We start from the raw sequence: 16935 nt of genomic DNA on the forward strand, positions 1-16935 counted from the left end.
CTCCAACCGACAGAATTCCGCTTTCATGATCAATACGGATCATGGCGCGGCAGACGCTGAGACAGTTCATCAAGCAACTTCTGCTCGCGCTTGTCTTCCAGCTGCCGAGCTTCATCGATATAACGCTGTACAAGTTTGCGCAGCCCTTCGACCCGGGCGAAGGCTTCCTGCCAGCTCTGGCGGGCCTTTTCCAGGTTGTTCTGGTGCCAGACGAGGCTTTGGCGCTGCTGATCGATCGCGGTGCCCAGTTGTGCGAGGAACCCCTGGTAGCCCAACAGCCATTGCCCGGAAACGCCATGGCTGCCGCGGGCGATCCACTGCTCCTGGTATTCGAGACGAAAATTCTCCAGGTCGGCCAGCTTGCTCTCGGCCACGACCACTTGTCCCTGGAAATAAGCCAGCCGCTGAACGGCGGTCTTCTCGGCTTTTTCCGCCATGTCCACCACCGGCGCCAGGCGCGCCGCACGACTCGTGGCCATGACCGGTTATCCGCCCGAGACGGGGGTGAAGATGGTCTGCAGGTGCGCTTCGCTCGCGCCCATGCCGATGTTGTCGTTCAGGCCTTGGCGCAGGTAGACCGCCATGGCCGGATAAAGATTGATGGCCATGTCGGTCTCACGATCACCGCCGGGCACGTAGGCGCCCACGCTGATCAGGTCGCGACTCTGCTGGTAACGTGACCAGTATTGCTTGAATTGCTGGGCGCGTTTCATGTGCTCGGCGCTGATGACCGACGGCATGACCCGGCTGATCGACGCTTCGATATCAATGGCGGGATAATGCCCTTCTTCGGCCAGGCGCCGGGACAGCACGATGTGACCGTCGAGTACGCCTCGGGCCGAGTCGGCGATCGGGTCTTGCTGATCGTCACCCTCGGACAGCACGGTGTAAAAAGCGGTGATGGAACCGCCACCCTTCTCCGCGTTACCGGCCCGCTCCACCAGTTTCGGCAACTTGGCAAACACCGAAGGCGGATAACCCTTGGTCGCCGGAGGCTCGCCGATGGCCAGGGCGATTTCCCGCTGGGCCTGGGCGAAACGGGTCAGCGAATCCATCAGCAACAGGACGTTCTTGCCCTTGTCGCGAAAATATTCGGCGATACGCGTGCAATACATCGCGGCCCGCAGGCGCATCAACGGCGCATCGTCCGCGGGCGAAGCCACCACCACGGAACGCTTGAGCCCTTCTTCGCCGAGAATGTGCTCGATGAATTCCTTCACCTCGCGGCCCCGCTCGCCGATCAGCCCGACCACGATGATGTCGGCTTCGGTAAAGCGGGTCATCATGCCCAGCAGCACACTCTTGCCCACCCCGGTACCGGCGAACAGGCCCAGGCGCTGACCGCGACCGACCGTCAACAACCCGTTGATGCAACGGATGCCGACGTCCAGCGGCACGCTGATGGGGTCGCGCTTGAGCGGGTTGATTGTCGGGCCGTCCATCGGCACCCAATCTTCAGCTTTCATTCCGCCCTTGCCGTCCAAGGCCCGCCCGGCCCCGTCCAGCACACGGCCGAGCATGCTCATGCCCATGGGCAGCCGACCGGTATCGGCCAGCGGAACCACGCGGGCACCAGGGGCTATACCGGCGACACTGCCCACCGGCATCAGAAATACTTTGCTGCCGGAGAAGCCCATCACTTCGGCTTCGACCTGCACCGGGTGATAACTGTCATCGTTGATCACCAGGCACCGGCTGCCCATCGCGGCGCGCAGGCCTTCCGCTTCTAGGGTCAGGCCAACCATACGCAACAGGCGCCCTTCCAGGATCGGCTGGCCGGCCAGCTCAGTGGCCTCGGCGTAGCTGCCCAGGCGCTTGCCGAAGCTGGTTCGGTCAAGGCGCATTGCGACCTTCCACTTCGGCAGCAATCAGTTCGGCCGCGTCCGGATCGGCGATAACGGCGGCCTCCGGTTCGTCCGGCAACTCAAGGCTGAGGTCGGCCGGAGCCGGATGCAGGGCCTGCTCGTGCAATTGGTCGAACAGCTTGGCCATGACCTGGCTGATGCGTGTTTCGATTGTCGCATCAATGCGGCTGTGCTCGGTTTCCACCCGGCAACCGCCCGGCAGCAAGGTCTCATCCTCGACGATGCGCCAGCTTTCCTCATGACGCTCGCGCAAGGCCTTGACCAGCTCGAAGTCCTGCGGATTGATGTACAGCCGCACATTGCCGACGCCCAGGGGCAGCAGCTTGAGGGCCTCGCGCATGACGTGCTCGATCTGGCTCGAATCGATGGCCAGCTCGCGCTGGATCACTTGTCGGGTGATGTGCTGCACCAGCCCGACCAGGGATTTCTCGATCTGGGTGTCCTGCTCGGCGATGGGTTCGAACAGGTTCAGCATCAGCGATTCCAGCGCCCGCAGCTTGGCCGTCAGCGCCACGTCGGCTTCCCGGCGGACCTTGATCGTGGTGCTGTGGAAGCCTTCCTTTTCGCCGATGGCGAAGCCTTCGTTGTAGGCCTCCTGGCGAATGCTCTCGACTTCTTCGAGGGTCAGCGGCTGGACTTCCTCCAGCGGCACCTCTTCCATCTCCGGCAACTCTTCCACCGGTTCTGGCTCAGGCTCGGGCACGTGGGGATCGAAGCTGGGCAGCGACCAGACGTCGAAACCACCGACGTCGCGGGCGCGGATCAGGTCGCTGGGTGAATCATCGCTCTTGGCAGACATAACGACCTTAGATCATCTCTTCGCCGCCCTTGCCACCGAGCACGATTTCTCCGGCTTCGGCCATACGGCGGGCGATGGTGAGGATTTCCTTCTGTGCGGTTTCCACATCGCTGACGCGCACCGGGCCCTTGGCCTCGAGGTCGTCGCGCAACAGTTCGGCCGCCCGTTTGGACATGTTCTTGAAGATCTTCTCCTTGACGCCTTCGTCCGAACCCTTGAGGGCCAGCACCAGCACATCGGAGGACACTTCGCGCAACAGTGCCTGGATACCGCGGTCGTCGACATCGGCCAGGTTGTTGAACACGAACATGAGGTCTTCGATCTGACCGGACAGGTCTTCGTCGACTTCGCGGATCGAGTCCATCAGTTGACCTTCGATCGAACTGTCGAGGAAGTTCATGATGTCCGCCGCGCGCTTGATACCGCCCAGGGTGGTGCGCGAAGCATTGGAGTTGCCCGAGAACTGCTTCTCGAGAATCTGGTTCAATTCTTTCAGGGCCGCCGGCTGCACGGTATTCAACGACGAAACCCGCAGGATGATGTCGAGGCGCACTTTATGGTCGAAGTTGCCGAGCACCTCACCGGCCTGGTCCGGATCGAGGTACGCGACGACGATCGCCTGGATCTGCGGGTGCTCGTAACGGATCACGTCGGCGACCGCGCGCGGCTCCATCCACTTCAGGCTGTCCAGGCCGCTGGTGTTGCCACCCAGCAGAATCCGGTCGATCAGGCCGTTGGCCTTGTCCTCGCCCAGGGCCTGGGTGAGCATCTTGCGCACGTAGTCGTCGGAACCGACGCCCAGGCTGGTCTGATCGCCGACGATGTCGACGAACTCGCTCATCACCTGCTCGACCTGCTCGCGGTGCACATTGCCCATCTGCGCCATGGCCACGCCGACGCGCTGGACCTCTTTGGGTCCCATGTGGCGCAGCACCTGGGCGGCGTCCGTCGAACCCAGGGACAGCAGCAGGATCGCGGCTTTGTCGACCCGGGACAATTTGGCAACAGCGGCTCGATTATCACTCATCTGCGTTAATCCACTCTTTCACGACCTGGGCCACACGACCCGGATCCTCTGCCACCAGACTCTTGATGGCGTTCAACTGAGCGTCATAGCCTTCGCTCGGGCTTGGCAGCAGGATGCTCTGCGGCCCGCCGAGGCTGACGCGATCGTTGGCCAATTCGCCATCCAGGCCGCCCATGCCTCCCAGCTCTACATCGCCCAAGCCTGCCAGCTGCTTGTTCTTGCCGCCACCGGTGATGTTGTTGAGCACCGGACGCAGCACTCCAAATACCAGTATCAGGATGAACAACACACCCAATACCTGCTTGACCACATCCCAGAACCAGGGTTGCGAATAAAACGGGATATCGGCGATTTCTTCACCGCGCTCCAGGGAGAACGGTACGTTGATCACGCTGACGCTGTCGCCACGGCTGGCGTCGAAACCGACGGCGTCCTGCACCAGGCGAGTGAAGCGCGCCAATTCGTCGGCGGTCCATGGCGCGCGGCTGGTTTCGCCGTTGGCCGGGTTGACCTTGACCTGATCGTCCACCACCACCGCGACCGACAGGCGATTCAAACGGCCCTGCTGCTGCTTGGTGTGGCTGATGGAACGGTCGAGCTCGAAATTCTTGGTCGATTGTTGACGCTTGTCGGCCGGGTACGGTGCAAGCATCGGTTGGCCGGTGGCCGGATCCATGATCTGCTGGCCATTGGCGTCGATCAGCGGCTGGCCTGGCTGCACCATGCCTGCGGCGGCGGTAGCGCCACCGGTGGTTTGCGGCGCGCTGGCCGGTGCTGGTGGCTGGTTGCTCAGGGCACCCGGCACACCTTGCGGGCCATTGCTGGCGGTACGTTGTTCGTTCACCGACTGCTCGCTGCGCAACGCCGGTTGATCCGGGTTGAACTGCTCGGAAGTCGATTCGACGGCGCTGAAGTCCACGTCCGCCGAAACTTCGGCCTTGTAGCGGCCGTTGCCGAGGATCGGTTGCAGGATGTTGTGCACCCGCTGGGTAAACATGCCTTCCATGCGGCGGCTGTAATCGTATTGCTTGCCGGCCATGGTCAGTTCGGAATTTTCCGCCTGGTCGGACAACAGGTTGCCCTTCTGGTCGACCACGGTGATCTGCGACTTGCTCAACTCGGGAACGCTGGTCGCCACCAGGTTGATAATGGCAACGACCTGGCCTGGCTCAAGCGAGCGGCCGGAATACAGTTCGACCAGTACCGAGGCACTCGGCTTGCGCTCATCGCGCACAAATACCGAGCTTTTCGGAATCGCCAGGTGCACGCGGGCACCCTTGACGTTGTTGAGGCTGGAAATGGTCCGCGCCAATTCGCCTTCCAGGCCGCGACGATAACGAGTCGCTTCCATGAACTGGCTGGTGCCCAGGCCCTGGTCCTTGTCGAGGATCTCGAATCCGATGTTGCCATCGGTCGGCGTCACGCCGGCGGCAGCGAGCTTGAGGCGCGCGCGAGCGACGTCGTCCGCCTTGACCAGCAAGGCGCCGGAATTGGGTTCGACGGTATAAGGAATGTCGGCGGAAGCCAGTGTTTCCATGACTTGTTTGGCATCCATGCCCTCCAGGCTGCCGTACAGCGGACGGTAGTCCGGCTGCTGGGACCAGAGGACCACGGCAAAACCAATCGCCACGCTGGCAGCCAGGCCGACCAACAGGCCAACCTGACGCAGCATGGTCATCTCGGAGAGGTTTTCCAGGAAAGACAGGCCGAACAACGGCGGTTTGCCGTCTACCGGAGTTGCCTTGGCTGGAACGTTATCAACGGCTGCTTCTGCCATGACTCAATAGTTTCCTTAGACCGGCATCTGCATGATGTCTTGATAGGCTTGAACCAGCTTGTTGCGTACCTGGGTCAACGCCTGAAACGAGACACTGGCTTTCTGCGAAGAGATCATTACGTCCGTCAGGTCGACGCCACTTTTGCCAATCTCGAAAGCACTGGCCAACTGGTTCGAAGCCTGCTGGGTATCGTTCACTTTATTGACGGCCTGACCGAGCATGTCGGAAAAGCTGCTGCCGGCCACTTGGGGCACCGCGACCGATTTAGGCTGGGCCATGGCGTCCATCTGCATGGAGCGCATGTCCAGCATCAACCGATTAAATTCAATACCTTGGCTCATGATCTATTCTCTCTGGCGGCCCGCATTTTTTTGACACTTACTCAGCGGGTACGTAGGTAGTAGCAACAAGGGTGCCAGCTCCGTGGCCGTCGGAAACAAATGCGCGCGCGGATCCTTCCAGGCTTCTGTGAAAGCAAGCCTGCTCGCGATAGCGGTGTGTCAGCCGGCGCCCACGTCGCGAGGACCATTGTCTTCGCGAGCAGGCCCGCTCCCACAGGGTTTGTTTAATACTTCAACTGGCGAAGAGATAAGCCTCTACATCCATCCCGGCATCACGCATCTGCGCCAGTTTGTAGCGCAGGGTCCGCGGGCTGATACCGAGGCGTTCAGCCGCCTCCTTGCGTCGGCCGCGTTCGGCGCGCAGGGTGTCGATGATCATCTGGAATTCGCGACGGCGCAGGTCATCTTCCAGGGCGCCGGCGGTTTCCCCCATCATTTCCCCGGGAGGAATCTGCGCCGGGGCGGACTGCAACACCGGCAAAGGCGCGCAGGCCACCGGGCCGGCCAGGCAGAAATCTTCCGGCTGGATCAAGCCGCCCTGCTGCAGGATCAACGCCCGCTGGATAGCGTTGTCCAGTTCCCGGACATTGCCCGGCCAGGGATAGGCAATCAGGCAGGCCTGCGCCTCGGCGGACAACCGCGCCGCCGCGTGCTTCATTTTATTGACGTGTTTGGCCAGCAGGCGCTCGGCCAGCGGCAGGATATCGGCGGTGCGCTCACGAAGTGGACGCCAGGCCAGCGGGAAAACCGACAGCCGGTAATAAAGGTCTTCACGAAAGCGCCCCGCCGCCACTTCTCCGGCCAGGTCGCGGTTGGTCGTCGCCACCACGCGAATGTCCAGGCTGATGGGCTTGCGCGCCCCCACCCGCTCCACTTCCCGCTCCTGCAATACGCGCAGCAGCTTGGCTTGCAGGCCCAACGGCATCTCGGAAATTTCATCCAGCAGAATGGTCCCGCCATCAGCCTGCTCGAACTTGCCAGGCTGGGCCGCGATGGCGCCGGTAAACGAACCTTTCTCGTGGCCGAACAGAGTCGCCTCGAGCATGTTGTCGGGAATCGCCGCGCAGTTGATGGCAACGAACGGTTCGCTGGCGCGCCGGGATTGCTGATGAATATAGCGGGCCAGGACTTCCTTGCCCGTGCCGGACTCACCGGAAATCAACACGGTTGAATCGCTGCGAGCCACCCGCGCGGCCAATTCCAGCAACTGCGCGCTGGCCGGCTCGAGGGCCACCGGTCCCTCGCCCTCGACCGCGGGGCTGCCCAAGGCGTGGCGAGCCACCAGATCCAACAGGGCCTTGGGCTCGAACGGCTTGACCAGATAATCCGCCGCCCCTTGGCGCATGGCATCCACCGCCCGCTCGACGGCGCCGTGGGCGGTCATCAACAGGACTGGCAGTTGCGGCTGGCGTGCGCGCAGCAGGCCGAGCAATTGATGGCCGTCCATGCCCGGCATATTGACGTCACTGACCACCAGGCTGAATGGCTCACGGGCCACTGCGAGCAATGCCTCTTCCGCCGAACCGACAGCGGCATAATCATGCCCGGCCAACAGCAGCGTATCGGCGAGTGCTTCGCGTAGCGCGCGATCATCTTCAACCAGTAGAACCTTGGTCGCCATTTGCTCACTCCACCCCTGGCGCGCTGGAAAACAGCGGCAAGCACACCGTCGCGCACGTACCGCGCCCCAGCCGCGAGCGCAGCCGCAATTCGCCCTGATGGGCACGCGCCACCGCCTTGACCACGGTCAGGCCCAGGCCGGTTCCAGTGGTCTTGGTGGTAAAAAATGGCTCGCCCAGACGTGCAAGCACGGACGGCTCGATACCGCTGCCGCTGTCGCTGACACACAGGCGCAGGGTGTTGTCGCGGGTATACAGGTGCACTTTCAGACGGACATCAACGTCACTGGCCTGAATCGCGTTTTCAATAAGATTTAATACCGCGCCCACCAGCGTGTCACGGTTGCACAGCACCTCGCCCGCATGGCTGTCGCACTGCCAGCGGATCGACACGCCCTGCACATGGGTCAGTGCTGCAGCCTGCAAAGACTGCAGCAGCACCTTGGGCGCGACGCGGTCGGTCAGCGGCAACTCGCCACGGGCGAACACCAGCATGTCGCGCACCTGGTGTTCCAGCTCATGCAAGCGCTCCTTCAAGCGGCCGGCAAAACGCTGCTGGGTCTCCATCGGCAGTTGCTGTTCGGTCAGATGACTGGCGTACAGCAACGCGGCAGACAGCGGCGTACGGATCTGATGGGCCAGCGACGCGACCATCCGCCCAAGGGAAGACAGACGCTCGTGACGGGCCAACTGGTCCTGCAAGTGACGGGTTTCGGTCAGGTCGTTGAGCAGCACCAACTGTCCGGGCTCGGCATCCAGCGAACGGGTCGAAATGGACAACCGCCGACCATCCTTCAGGGAAACTTCGTGGCCGTCGTCTTCGCGGGGCGCGAAGCAGCGAGCGATGACGTGCCGCCAGAGCTGGCCCTCCAGAGGCAGGCCAAGCAGCTCACATGCCGCCGGGTTGGCTTCGCGCACAAAGCCGTGGGCATCGATGACAATGACGCCGCCGGGCAGGAGGTCGAGCAGGTTCTGCAGCCGGTTGGCCAGGCGTTCTTTTTCCGCCAGCTCCTGCATGCGTTGGGCACTGACCACCGCCAGCTCACCCTTGAGCTCGGTAACCCGCGCTTCAAGCAGGCTGTAGGAGTCGGTCAACTGGCTGGACATCTGGCTGAACAGCGAAAACGCCTGTTCAAGTCCAAGCCGGCCAGCCTGTTCGGCGGACGGCATATGTCCCGGCTCGGGGACAGAAGACATCAGGGCGGCTTGGGTCATCGTGCTCTCTCGCTTGGCTGACCGTCAGTTAAACGGAACGTTGCGAGAGCTGTAGCAATACCCGTGCCGAAAAAAAACCGCCTGAAAATCAGGCGGTTGCAAAACAGGCGTCAATCATCCGCCTGTTCATCTCCTTCACGGCGGCTCATGCCGTACTTGCGCATCTTTTCCACCAGGGTGGTTCGACGAATGCGCAAGCGCTCTGCCGCGCGGGCGACGATGCCATTGGCGTCGTCCAGCGCCTGCTGGATAAGCCCTTGCTCCAGGCCGCCCAGGTAATCCTTGAGGTCCAGGCCTTCCGGCGGCAGCAAGGCATTGGTGGTGAAATCCGGCGTATGGCCGTTGATCGCCACCCGCTCTTCCAGGTCGCTGCGCAGGCTGTCGACCATTTGCTCGTCTTCGTCATCGACGTAGCGGAATTTCTTCGGCAGCTCATTCACGCCGATCACACCGTAGGGGTGCATGATCGCCATGCGCTCCACCAGGTTGGCCAGCTCGCGGACGTTGCCCGGCCAACCGTGACGGCAGAGGGACATGATCGCCGCCGAGTTGAAGCGGATCGAACCACGCTTCTCATGCTCCATGCGCGAGATCAGCTCGTTCATCAACAGCGGGATGTCTTCGACCCGCTCGCGCAACGGCGCCATTTCGATCGGGAAAACATTGAGACGGTAATAAAGGTCTTCGCGGAAGCTGCCGACCTCGATCATGGTCTCGAGGTTCTTGTGGGTCGCGGCGATGATCCGTACGTCGACGCTCTGGGTCTTGTTGCTGCCCACGCGCTCGAAGGTACGCTCCTGCAAGACGCGCAGCAGCTTGACCTGCATCGGCAGCGGCATGTCGCCGATTTCATCGAGGAACAGCGTGCCGCCATTGGCCAACTCGAAACGTCCGGCGCGGCTGGTGATTGCACCGGTGAACGCGCCCTTCTCGTGACCGAACAATTCGCTTTCGAGCAGCTCGGCGGGAATCGCCCCGCAGTTGACCGGCACGAATGGCGCTTCGCGGCGCTTGGAATGGTAATGCAGGTTGCGCGCGACCACTTCCTTGCCGGTACCGGATTCGCCGAGAATCAGCACGCTGGCGTCGGTGTCGGCCACCTGCTGCATCATCTGGCGCACGTGCTGGATGGCACGGCTGGTGCCGACGAGGCTGCGGAAAAGGTTGGGTTCGCGATGCCGGCCGCGCTCACGCGCCTGGTCGTACATTTCGCGATAAACCTGGGCGCGGTGCAGCGAATCGAGCAGTTTGCTGTAGCTCGGCGGCATTTCCAGGGTGGAAAGCACCCGGCGGCGCTGGTCTTCCGGCAGGTCGAGGGAAGAATTTTCGCCCATCAGCAAAACTGGAAGGAACTCATCCCAGGTCGAGAGTGTCTTTAGCAAGCCCAAAAGCGAAGCGGGAGCATTTACCGTCCCGATAAGGACGCAAATGACTTCCCGACTGGACGACAGAGAGCCGACAGCCTGCTGCCAATCATGGCTACCGCAGGGCAAATTTTCTTCGCCAAGAAAATTCAGGATCACCGCCAGGTCGCGGCGGCGGACGCTATCGTCATCGATCAGGAGAATTTTGGTTTCACGCCACATGCAATAGCAACTTCCCTAGTCAACTCAGTGCCCGGATTTGGGGGCAAGCTAGACGCTTGCAGACTTGTCATGCCTGTAGACGCCTGAAATCTGTAAACAGCCACTAGTTAAGTCAAAAAATCGTGCACAGTCAAATTTATGGCGCACTTTGTTCGGATTAACTGAAAATTAAATCAGCCGAACAAGTGATAAACCTTCGCCGCGTTCTGTGCCTGATGAATCTGCGACATTTCGCTCACGATTGCCTGACGCTCGCCCGTTGCCGCTTCCAGCAACTGGCGATAGACCCCCAGCAGCTCTTCCAGATTATTACGCAACGCCGCCTCGTCCACCTCGGACTCGCTCAAGACGTCCTCCATGCAGGAACGGCACGCCAGGTCCAGTTGACCAATGGCTTCCCAATTACGCTCAGCCAAGGCGCCAACCAGGGCATCACGGGTTTGTTCGATTCGCTGCAGGACAAGACTCATGAGAGCACTCCTTAGAATTGCGGACCAGGCGTGGCGATGGCATCCCAGCCTTCCTTGACCGTGCGAAGCAGATCGGCGACTTCGTCGAGGATCTTCGGATCGGTCTTGGCGTTGGCTTCGGCCAGGCGTTTCATCATGTAGGTGTAGAGCGCATCCAGCTCGGCGACCGACTCGGCCTGGTTTTCCAGGTCCAGGCCTTCACGCAGACCGCCGACGATGCCGATGGCCTTGCCGATCAGAATGCCTTTGTTTGGAATATCCTTGCGCTCCATCGCGCCTCTGGCTTGGGCGATACGGTCCAGCCCGCCTTCCATGAGCATTTGCACAAGGCGATGGGGACTTGCTTCGGAGGTTTGCGCCTGGGCGCCAATCTTCTGGTATTGGCGAAGGGCTAACATCGGATTCATGTTCTACCTCATCAAAAAAACTTCGGTTCGTATAAACAGCATATCGACGCTGCGTCAGAAAACTTTAGGTCGGAAAAGCCAAAAGCCCGGAACGTAGTCGACACGTTGCCGGGCTTTTTGTATCGGTCGACAATCAGCTGTTTTTCTGCTGTGCCGTCATCGCTTCGAACATGGAGGTGATGTTGTTGGCGGTGGCTTTCAACTTGCCAACCAGGGTGTCCATGTCGTTGTACTTTTTAGTCAGTACCGCGGTAAGGGTTTCGATGCGACGGTCCAGGGCCAACTGCTCTTCGCTCAGTTTCGCCTTGAGAAGATCCAGGTTCTTGGAGCGAGTGGTCAGGATGGCCTCTGAGCCTCCAACACCACCCGCACCAGTCTTGCCTTCAGTGTACGGCTTGATGGCATTATTCATGCGCTCAAGCAGGCCATTTTCACCAGCGAACAGCGTCTGGACTTCCCCACCCAATTGTTTGTCATTGAGTGCCGCAGTAAATTTCCCACTGTCGAAATCCAGAGCGCCAGTCGTCTGGTTGGTGGTGATCCCCAACTGAGAAAGAACGGTCAGCTTGTCGCCTGAACCGGCCTCAGATAAAGGCGTGCGAATGGCCGCCAACAGCGAGCGAGGCAACGAGTCGCCCGTCAATGCCGCAGGGACCGAATTCCCCTCGGCGTCTATCGATGGCTTGGTCAGGGATGTCACAGCCTTCGCAACGGCGTTATAGGCATCGACGAACTTCTGGATCGAAGCCTTCAGACCGTCAGTGTTAGTAGCGACCGTAACGGTTGTCGGGCCTGTGCCCGCAACGAGTAGCGTCATGCTCAAGCCCGAGACCACGTTGTCCAGCTTATTGGTTGCGCTGGTCATTTCCAGGCCGTCAACTTTGAAAATGGCGTCCTTGGCAAATCCCAGCGAACCTGAAGAAGCCGCAGTGGGTGGCGAAGCCATCGCTACGGAGCCATCAGCGGCAAGACTGGCAATGCCACTAAGGGAAATATCGTTGCCCGCACCGGTTTTAGTCGAGCCAACCACCAGGCGTGAACCGAAGCCGTCGGTCACGATGTTGGCGGTGAGTCCGCTGGAGGAGTACTTACTGTTAATGGCATCCCGCACCGACTGCAACGTCGAATCCGCCGGGATATCAAGGGCATAATCCGTGCCACCCTGACTAATCGTCAGCGTACCGCTCGCCACAGCGCTGGAAGCTCCACCGGCGAAAGCAGCCGTCGCAACTTTTGAAGAAGTTGCCAGTTGAGTGACGTCTACCGTGTAGATACCAGCTACTGCAGAGTTGCCTGCCGTCACCGTCAATGCACTGGTGTTGGCGGAAGTGGCGGCGACGCCGGTAAATTGGGGAGTGGTCGTGCTGCCTAAGGCCTTCAGCGTGGACTGAAAGGTAGCCAATAAGGATCTCAGGGTGCCAATCCCGGAGATATTGGAGGCATTGGTCTTGGTTGCCCGGTCAATCTGGCCTTGCTTGGCCGCTTTGTCAGAATCCACCAGCGCCTTGACGATTGCACCGGTATCAAGGCCTGAGCCTAGACCCAGACCCGGAAGAATTGGACTTGCCATTGTGATACTCCCTTCAGTGTGTCGCCGGCCTTTTGGCCAATACAACGCCCAAAAGAATAGAGCAACAAAATTCGTGCCAGCTGTCAGGCTTCAGCGCTGAACAACAAGCTGTTTGCATCATTTAAGCTGTGGGCCAGTTTCAGAACTTCTTCGTTCGGGATCTGACGAATCACTTCACCGGAACCACTGGCAATCACTTTGACGATTACTTTGCCAGAAGGCTCATCAATAGAGAACTCCAGGTTACGCTTGACCGACTGGACGAACTTCTCGATTTCTTGGACAGCTTTCTTCAGTTTGTCCTGTTCGGCGGCAGCGTCTTTCGGAGTTTCCTTGACCGGTGTCAAAATAGCCACGTCAGCCTGAGGCTTCTCCACTGGCTTGTCGACCACTGTAGGCGCCGGCTTCGCCGCTGGATAAGACAAGTTCAGCTTCACGCTCATATCCATGTCCATCACCTCTTGAACGGAAAAAGCGAGAGAGCACGCAAGCGCACTCCCCCGCTAAAACTCATCCGGCTATTACTGAAGCAGCTTCAGTACAGCGGACGGCAGTTGGTTGGCCTGGGCCAGAACCGAAGTGGAAGCCTGTTGCAGAGTCTGCTGCTTGGTCAGTTGTGCAGTTTCAGCAGCGAAGTCGGTGTCTTGTACGCGACCCAGTGCAGCAGCAGCGTTTTCGTTGATGTTCTGCAGGTTGGAGATAGTGCTGGTCAGACGGTTCTGGGCAGCACCGAGGTCCGCACGACTGGCGTTGATGGTCGCCAAAGCAGCGTCGATCGCGTCGATTGCAGCAGAGGTGTTGGTTTCAGCTTCGGCGCTGTCGGCAGCACTGATCGCGATGGCACCAGAGTCAACGCTCAGGGTAGCAGCGTCGAAGCTGTCGCTCAGGGTCAGAGTGATCTGGTTGGTAGCACCGGTGTTGGAACCGACCTGGAAGGTCATGGTGCCAGCGGAACCGTCGATCAGGTTCTTGCCGTTGAGGTTGGTCGAATCAGCGATACGAGTCAGCTCGTCGGACATCTGAGCAAATTCTTTGTTCAGAGCATCACGGTCAGCTGTACCGTTGTTGTCGTTTCGTGCCTGTACGGCCAGTTCACGCATACGCTGCAGAATGTTGGTGGATTCCTGCAGAGCGCCTTCAGCGGTCTGAGCGATGGAGATACCATCGTTGGCGTTCTTGATCGCAACAGTCTGACCGCGGATTTGCGAAGTCATACGAGTGGAGATTTGCAGGCCGGCGGCGTCGTCTTTGGCGCTGTTGATTTTCAGGCCGGACGACAGACGGGTCATCGAAGTGGACAGAGCATCGGAAGCCTTGTTCAGGTTCTTCTGAACGTTCAACGATGTGACGTTAGTGTTTACTGTTAAAGCCATGACGAATTCCTCGTTGGTTGGGTACTGCGGCTTCCGGCCCTGGCAACCGCCGGGTGTGGCCTAGAGAACCTTCGTAATAGTTATCGTCGTAATTGGAACTTGCTTTAGCAGAATTTTCAAAAATTTTGCCATCAGGGTGCCACCCCTCATAAATCAAGGACTTGGCTGCGGCTGGAGGGTGGAAAAATGACGTCAGGGAAACGCCGGTGACGGAGCCGAAGGCGGAGGACAGCGTTGAGTGGAGCGAAAGAGGTTATTTCGGCCGACCGGCAGTCAACAATTGAGCCCATTCATACTCAAGATAATCGGCCAACGAAATCCAGTTCTGCGCCTGCTGATCAACCAGCATCAAGGCAAGCAGCCTGTTCCACGACGCAGGGACGTCGCCTGGCATCAATTCGACTAAAGGCTGCACCGATTCGATCAGCGCGACCATCGCCAGCCCCGCCTCGACATCTCGTCCAAGGCGAAACAGACGCGCGCACTCACGGGCATCATCGATCACTACCTGTAGCTCGGTCATTGCACATATTCCGGATCAAAATCGGTGCCCACAATCAACGCTCCGTCTCGACTGCTGTTATAGAACCGCACCTGGGGATGCCTGGCGATAAAACGCTCCAGCTCACAGAGGTAGCTGCGGAAGTTGAGCTGGGTCTTGACTCGCCGGCCGTGCCCATCAAGCACCCAATGCCTGGACGCCCCTAACTGCGGTCCCAAGTCGCCATCGCCCCATCCTGCATGGGTCTTGTCATTGGGAAAGGCAAAATCAGCACCAAAAAGCGTGATGTGCGCAGCGCCCATTTGCACCGCCAGGTCGACCGCCGGATGAATCACGCTTCCGCCTACATGGAGTTCGGCCCGGTGCAGTTGCTCACGCATCTGGCGATAGACCGGGCTGGAGGAGTAAGCGACGTAGCGAGGCCCTTGCCACGCCTCAATCACCAAGGGGTCGGCCATCGGCAGATAAACCAGCGCGATGCCGTCGGTGTTTTCAGAGGGAAGATGACGCGCCGAGATACGCTGGTCGATGCTGACCACGATGTCGGGACGAATGCCGTGATTGATCAACGGCCGGTATGCCGTATCGACACAAATCAACAATGGTCGCTCGGCTTGCTCGCTAAGGTGGCGCAGTCTTTCGAAATGTCGCTCAAGGCTGGGGCCGGTGGCCAAGACGAACGCCTTACGGCCCGTGAAGGCGCCGAACAGCTCGGCGACATCCCGATCTTCGCTCGCGAGGCTGAAGGTAGATTGCAGGCGTTCAACAATCTCAGGGGACTGCGGATCGAACTCACGATTAGTGAAAGCCAGATGGATTTCACTGATCAATCGATCACGAATCTTGGCATTGTAATCGTCGGCCAACACCAGCTCGGCGGGCAATGCAAAAAATGGCAACTGGATCTCCGCCAGATCACCGGCATGAAGCAATACCACTCTCGGGTCGCACAGCCACTGTGATTGATCCAGCACCTGCAACACCAGGGCAAACACCGAACCGTTGAGAATATGCACGCACAACCTTTCGAGCCCTGCTCGCTCCAGCAAGCGGTTCTGCAGATCGCCCAGCCCGGTGCCGTATACATGCACCACGGGAGCGTCCAGCGGAAGCGTGGCGGCTTGCAGGCCGGCCTCGGCAAGACGGTCGTGTCGACTGGTCAGTTGAATGCCATTGACACTCAGTGTCGACCCAAGACCCTCTACAAGATCAGCCTGCAATTCACTGACATCCTCAAGCAACAGACGCTCGGCCAAGGCCGGCCAACGATGCTGGATCACCTGGAGGTTGCGTTCAAAGTACTCGCTCATGGCGTCTCGCTTTTGCGTCAGGCAAAAAAATAGCGTTCAAGGTTACACCTTGGACGCTATTTTTGTGCCCGGGTTTTATGGGCTTAGGGGCGATAGATGATCGCCGAACCCCATGACAGACCTACGCCGAAGCCACTCAACGCCACACGCTTCCATTCGGAGTTGAGCACGTGTCTCTCCAGCAGCAGTGGAATGCTCGACGACACGGTGTTGCCGGTCTCGACCATATCCTTGATGAACTTTTCCGGCTCGCCTTCGAAACGACGCGCCACAGCGTCGACAATCGCGGCACTGCCCTGATGGATGCAGAACGCATCGATGTCACTGGGTTGCAGGTCGGAATCGGCAAGCAACTCGTGCAGATGTGCCGGCACCTTGAGCAAGGCGAAGTTGAATACCTGGCGACCGTTCATGAAGAATACGCCATCACTGACCTTCAGGTGCGGCGCACCGGAACCGTCGGTGCCGAACTTGGCCTTGCCCAATTGCCACGGCGCATCTTCGCCCATCCATGTAACGGTGGCGGCGTCGCCGAACAGCATCGTAGTGTTGCGGTCTTCCGGATCGACAATCTTCGAGTAAGGGTCGGCAGTCACCAGCAGGCCGTTCTTCAGGCCGGCGGCTTCCATGAAACCCTTGATGGCGTAGATACCGTAGACATAACCCGAGCAACCCAGGGAGATGTCGAACGCTGCCACACTGGTGGGCAGGCCGAGTTTGTCCTGGACGATTGCCGCAGTGTGGGGCAAGCCTTCTTCGTCACCGTTCTGGGTGACGACAATCAGCACGTCAATGGATTCGCGCTTCAGATCGGGATTATTGGCAAACAGCGCATTAGCTGCTTCGACGCACAGATCGGAGGTTTCCTGCCCGTCATCCTTGCGTGGCAAGAAGGCGGAACCAATCTTGCCAAGGATGAATTCTTCATCCTTTTCAAATTTTGCACCTTGTGCGTAATTGTCCACGCCGGCTACAGGAACGTAGCTCGCAATGCTCTTTATGCCAATCATTACGGCTTCCCAATCAAAAACAGCCCAATACCACCGCTCGCAAGGAATCGAGGGGCGCCGACA

The 16935-nt window shown here is 59.6% G+C and carries 17 protein-coding genes; all 17 read right to left on the bottom strand.

Features of this window, described 5'->3' with window-relative positions:
- Window positions 1-29 precede the first annotated feature (29 nt).
- Complete coding sequence (gene fliJ / locus J3P86_RS18770; protein ID WP_434629236.1) at window positions 30-479, bottom strand: flagellar export protein FliJ; 450 nt, start codon at window positions 477-479, stop codon at window positions 30-32.
- A gap of 6 nt (window positions 480-485) precedes the next feature.
- Window positions 486-1844 carry a flagellar protein export ATPase FliI gene (gene fliI / locus J3P86_RS18775; protein ID WP_434698606.1) on the bottom strand — a complete coding sequence of 453 codons (1359 nt, stop codon included), beginning with the start codon at window positions 1842-1844 and terminating at the stop codon, window positions 486-488.
- On the bottom strand, window positions 1834-2664 hold the full coding sequence (gene fliH, locus J3P86_RS18780) for a flagellar assembly protein FliH (RefSeq protein ID WP_434698607.1): 831 nt from the start codon (window positions 2662-2664) through the stop codon (window positions 1834-1836). Before fliH ends, fliI begins: the two co-directional genes overlap by 11 nt.
- 7 nt (window positions 2665-2671) lie before the next feature.
- A complete protein-coding gene (fliG, locus tag J3P86_RS18785; RefSeq protein ID WP_007958288.1) occupies window positions 2672-3691 on the bottom strand; it encodes a flagellar motor switch protein FliG in 1020 nt (339 codons plus the stop codon).
- Window positions 3684-5468 (bottom strand): flagellar basal-body MS-ring/collar protein FliF, encoded by a 1785-nt coding sequence (gene fliF, locus J3P86_RS18790; protein ID WP_434629230.1) that lies wholly within the window; start codon window positions 5466-5468, stop codon window positions 3684-3686. Before fliF ends, fliG begins: the two co-directional genes overlap by 8 nt.
- 15 nt (window positions 5469-5483) lie before the next feature.
- Entirely contained in the window at window positions 5484-5810 is a 327-nt protein-coding gene (gene fliE, locus J3P86_RS18795) for a flagellar hook-basal body complex protein FliE (RefSeq protein ID WP_305499603.1), read from the bottom strand.
- Between the two features lie 232 nt (window positions 5811-6042).
- Window positions 6043-7431, bottom strand: a complete 1389-nt coding sequence (fleR, locus tag J3P86_RS18800; protein WP_434698608.1) for a sigma-54-dependent response regulator transcription factor FleR — start codon at window positions 7429-7431, stop codon at window positions 6043-6045.
- 4 nt (window positions 7432-7435) lie between these two features.
- A complete protein-coding gene (locus J3P86_RS18805) occupies window positions 7436-8644 on the bottom strand; it encodes a sensor histidine kinase (protein ID WP_434698609.1) in 1209 nt (402 codons plus the stop codon).
- 110 nt (window positions 8645-8754) lie between these two features.
- Window positions 8755-10230 (bottom strand): sigma-54 dependent transcriptional regulator, encoded by a 1476-nt coding sequence (locus J3P86_RS18810; RefSeq protein WP_305499600.1) that lies wholly within the window; start codon window positions 10228-10230, stop codon window positions 8755-8757.
- 173 nt (window positions 10231-10403) lie between these two features.
- Window positions 10404-10700 (bottom strand): flagellar protein FliT, encoded by a 297-nt coding sequence (locus J3P86_RS18815; protein WP_305499599.1) that lies wholly within the window; start codon window positions 10698-10700, stop codon window positions 10404-10406.
- Between the two features lie 11 nt (window positions 10701-10711).
- Window positions 10712-11107, bottom strand: a complete 396-nt coding sequence (gene fliS, locus J3P86_RS18820) for a flagellar export chaperone FliS (protein WP_305499598.1) — start codon at window positions 11105-11107, stop codon at window positions 10712-10714.
- Between the two features lie 133 nt (window positions 11108-11240).
- Window positions 11241-12677 (bottom strand): flagellar filament capping protein FliD, encoded by a 1437-nt coding sequence (fliD, locus tag J3P86_RS18825; RefSeq protein WP_434698610.1) that lies wholly within the window; start codon window positions 12675-12677, stop codon window positions 11241-11243.
- An 83-nt stretch (window positions 12678-12760) separates the two neighbouring features.
- Complete coding sequence (locus tag J3P86_RS18830) at window positions 12761-13126, bottom strand: flagellar protein FlaG (RefSeq protein ID WP_434697166.1); 366 nt, start codon at window positions 13124-13126, stop codon at window positions 12761-12763.
- A 72-nt stretch (window positions 13127-13198) separates the two neighbouring features.
- Window positions 13199-14050 carry a flagellin domain-containing protein gene (locus tag J3P86_RS18835; protein WP_079305252.1) on the bottom strand — a complete coding sequence of 284 codons (852 nt, stop codon included), beginning with the start codon at window positions 14048-14050 and terminating at the stop codon, window positions 13199-13201.
- A 253-nt stretch (window positions 14051-14303) separates the two neighbouring features.
- Complete coding sequence (locus J3P86_RS18840) at window positions 14304-14573, bottom strand: hypothetical protein (RefSeq protein WP_305499592.1); 270 nt, start codon at window positions 14571-14573, stop codon at window positions 14304-14306.
- Complete coding sequence (locus J3P86_RS18845; RefSeq protein ID WP_434698611.1) at window positions 14570-15862, bottom strand: motility associated factor glycosyltransferase family protein; 1293 nt, start codon at window positions 15860-15862, stop codon at window positions 14570-14572. The genes J3P86_RS18840 and J3P86_RS18845 overlap by 4 nt, the downstream gene beginning before the upstream one ends.
- A gap of 83 nt (window positions 15863-15945) precedes the next feature.
- Complete coding sequence (locus tag J3P86_RS18850) at window positions 15946-16872, bottom strand: ketoacyl-ACP synthase III (RefSeq protein ID WP_434698613.1); 927 nt, start codon at window positions 16870-16872, stop codon at window positions 15946-15948.
- Between the last annotated feature and the right edge of the window lie 63 nt (window positions 16873-16935).

The organism is Pseudomonas sp. D1-1 (assembly GCF_051132225.1).
GTDB lineage: Bacteria > Pseudomonadota > Gammaproteobacteria > Pseudomonadales > Pseudomonadaceae > Aquipseudomonas.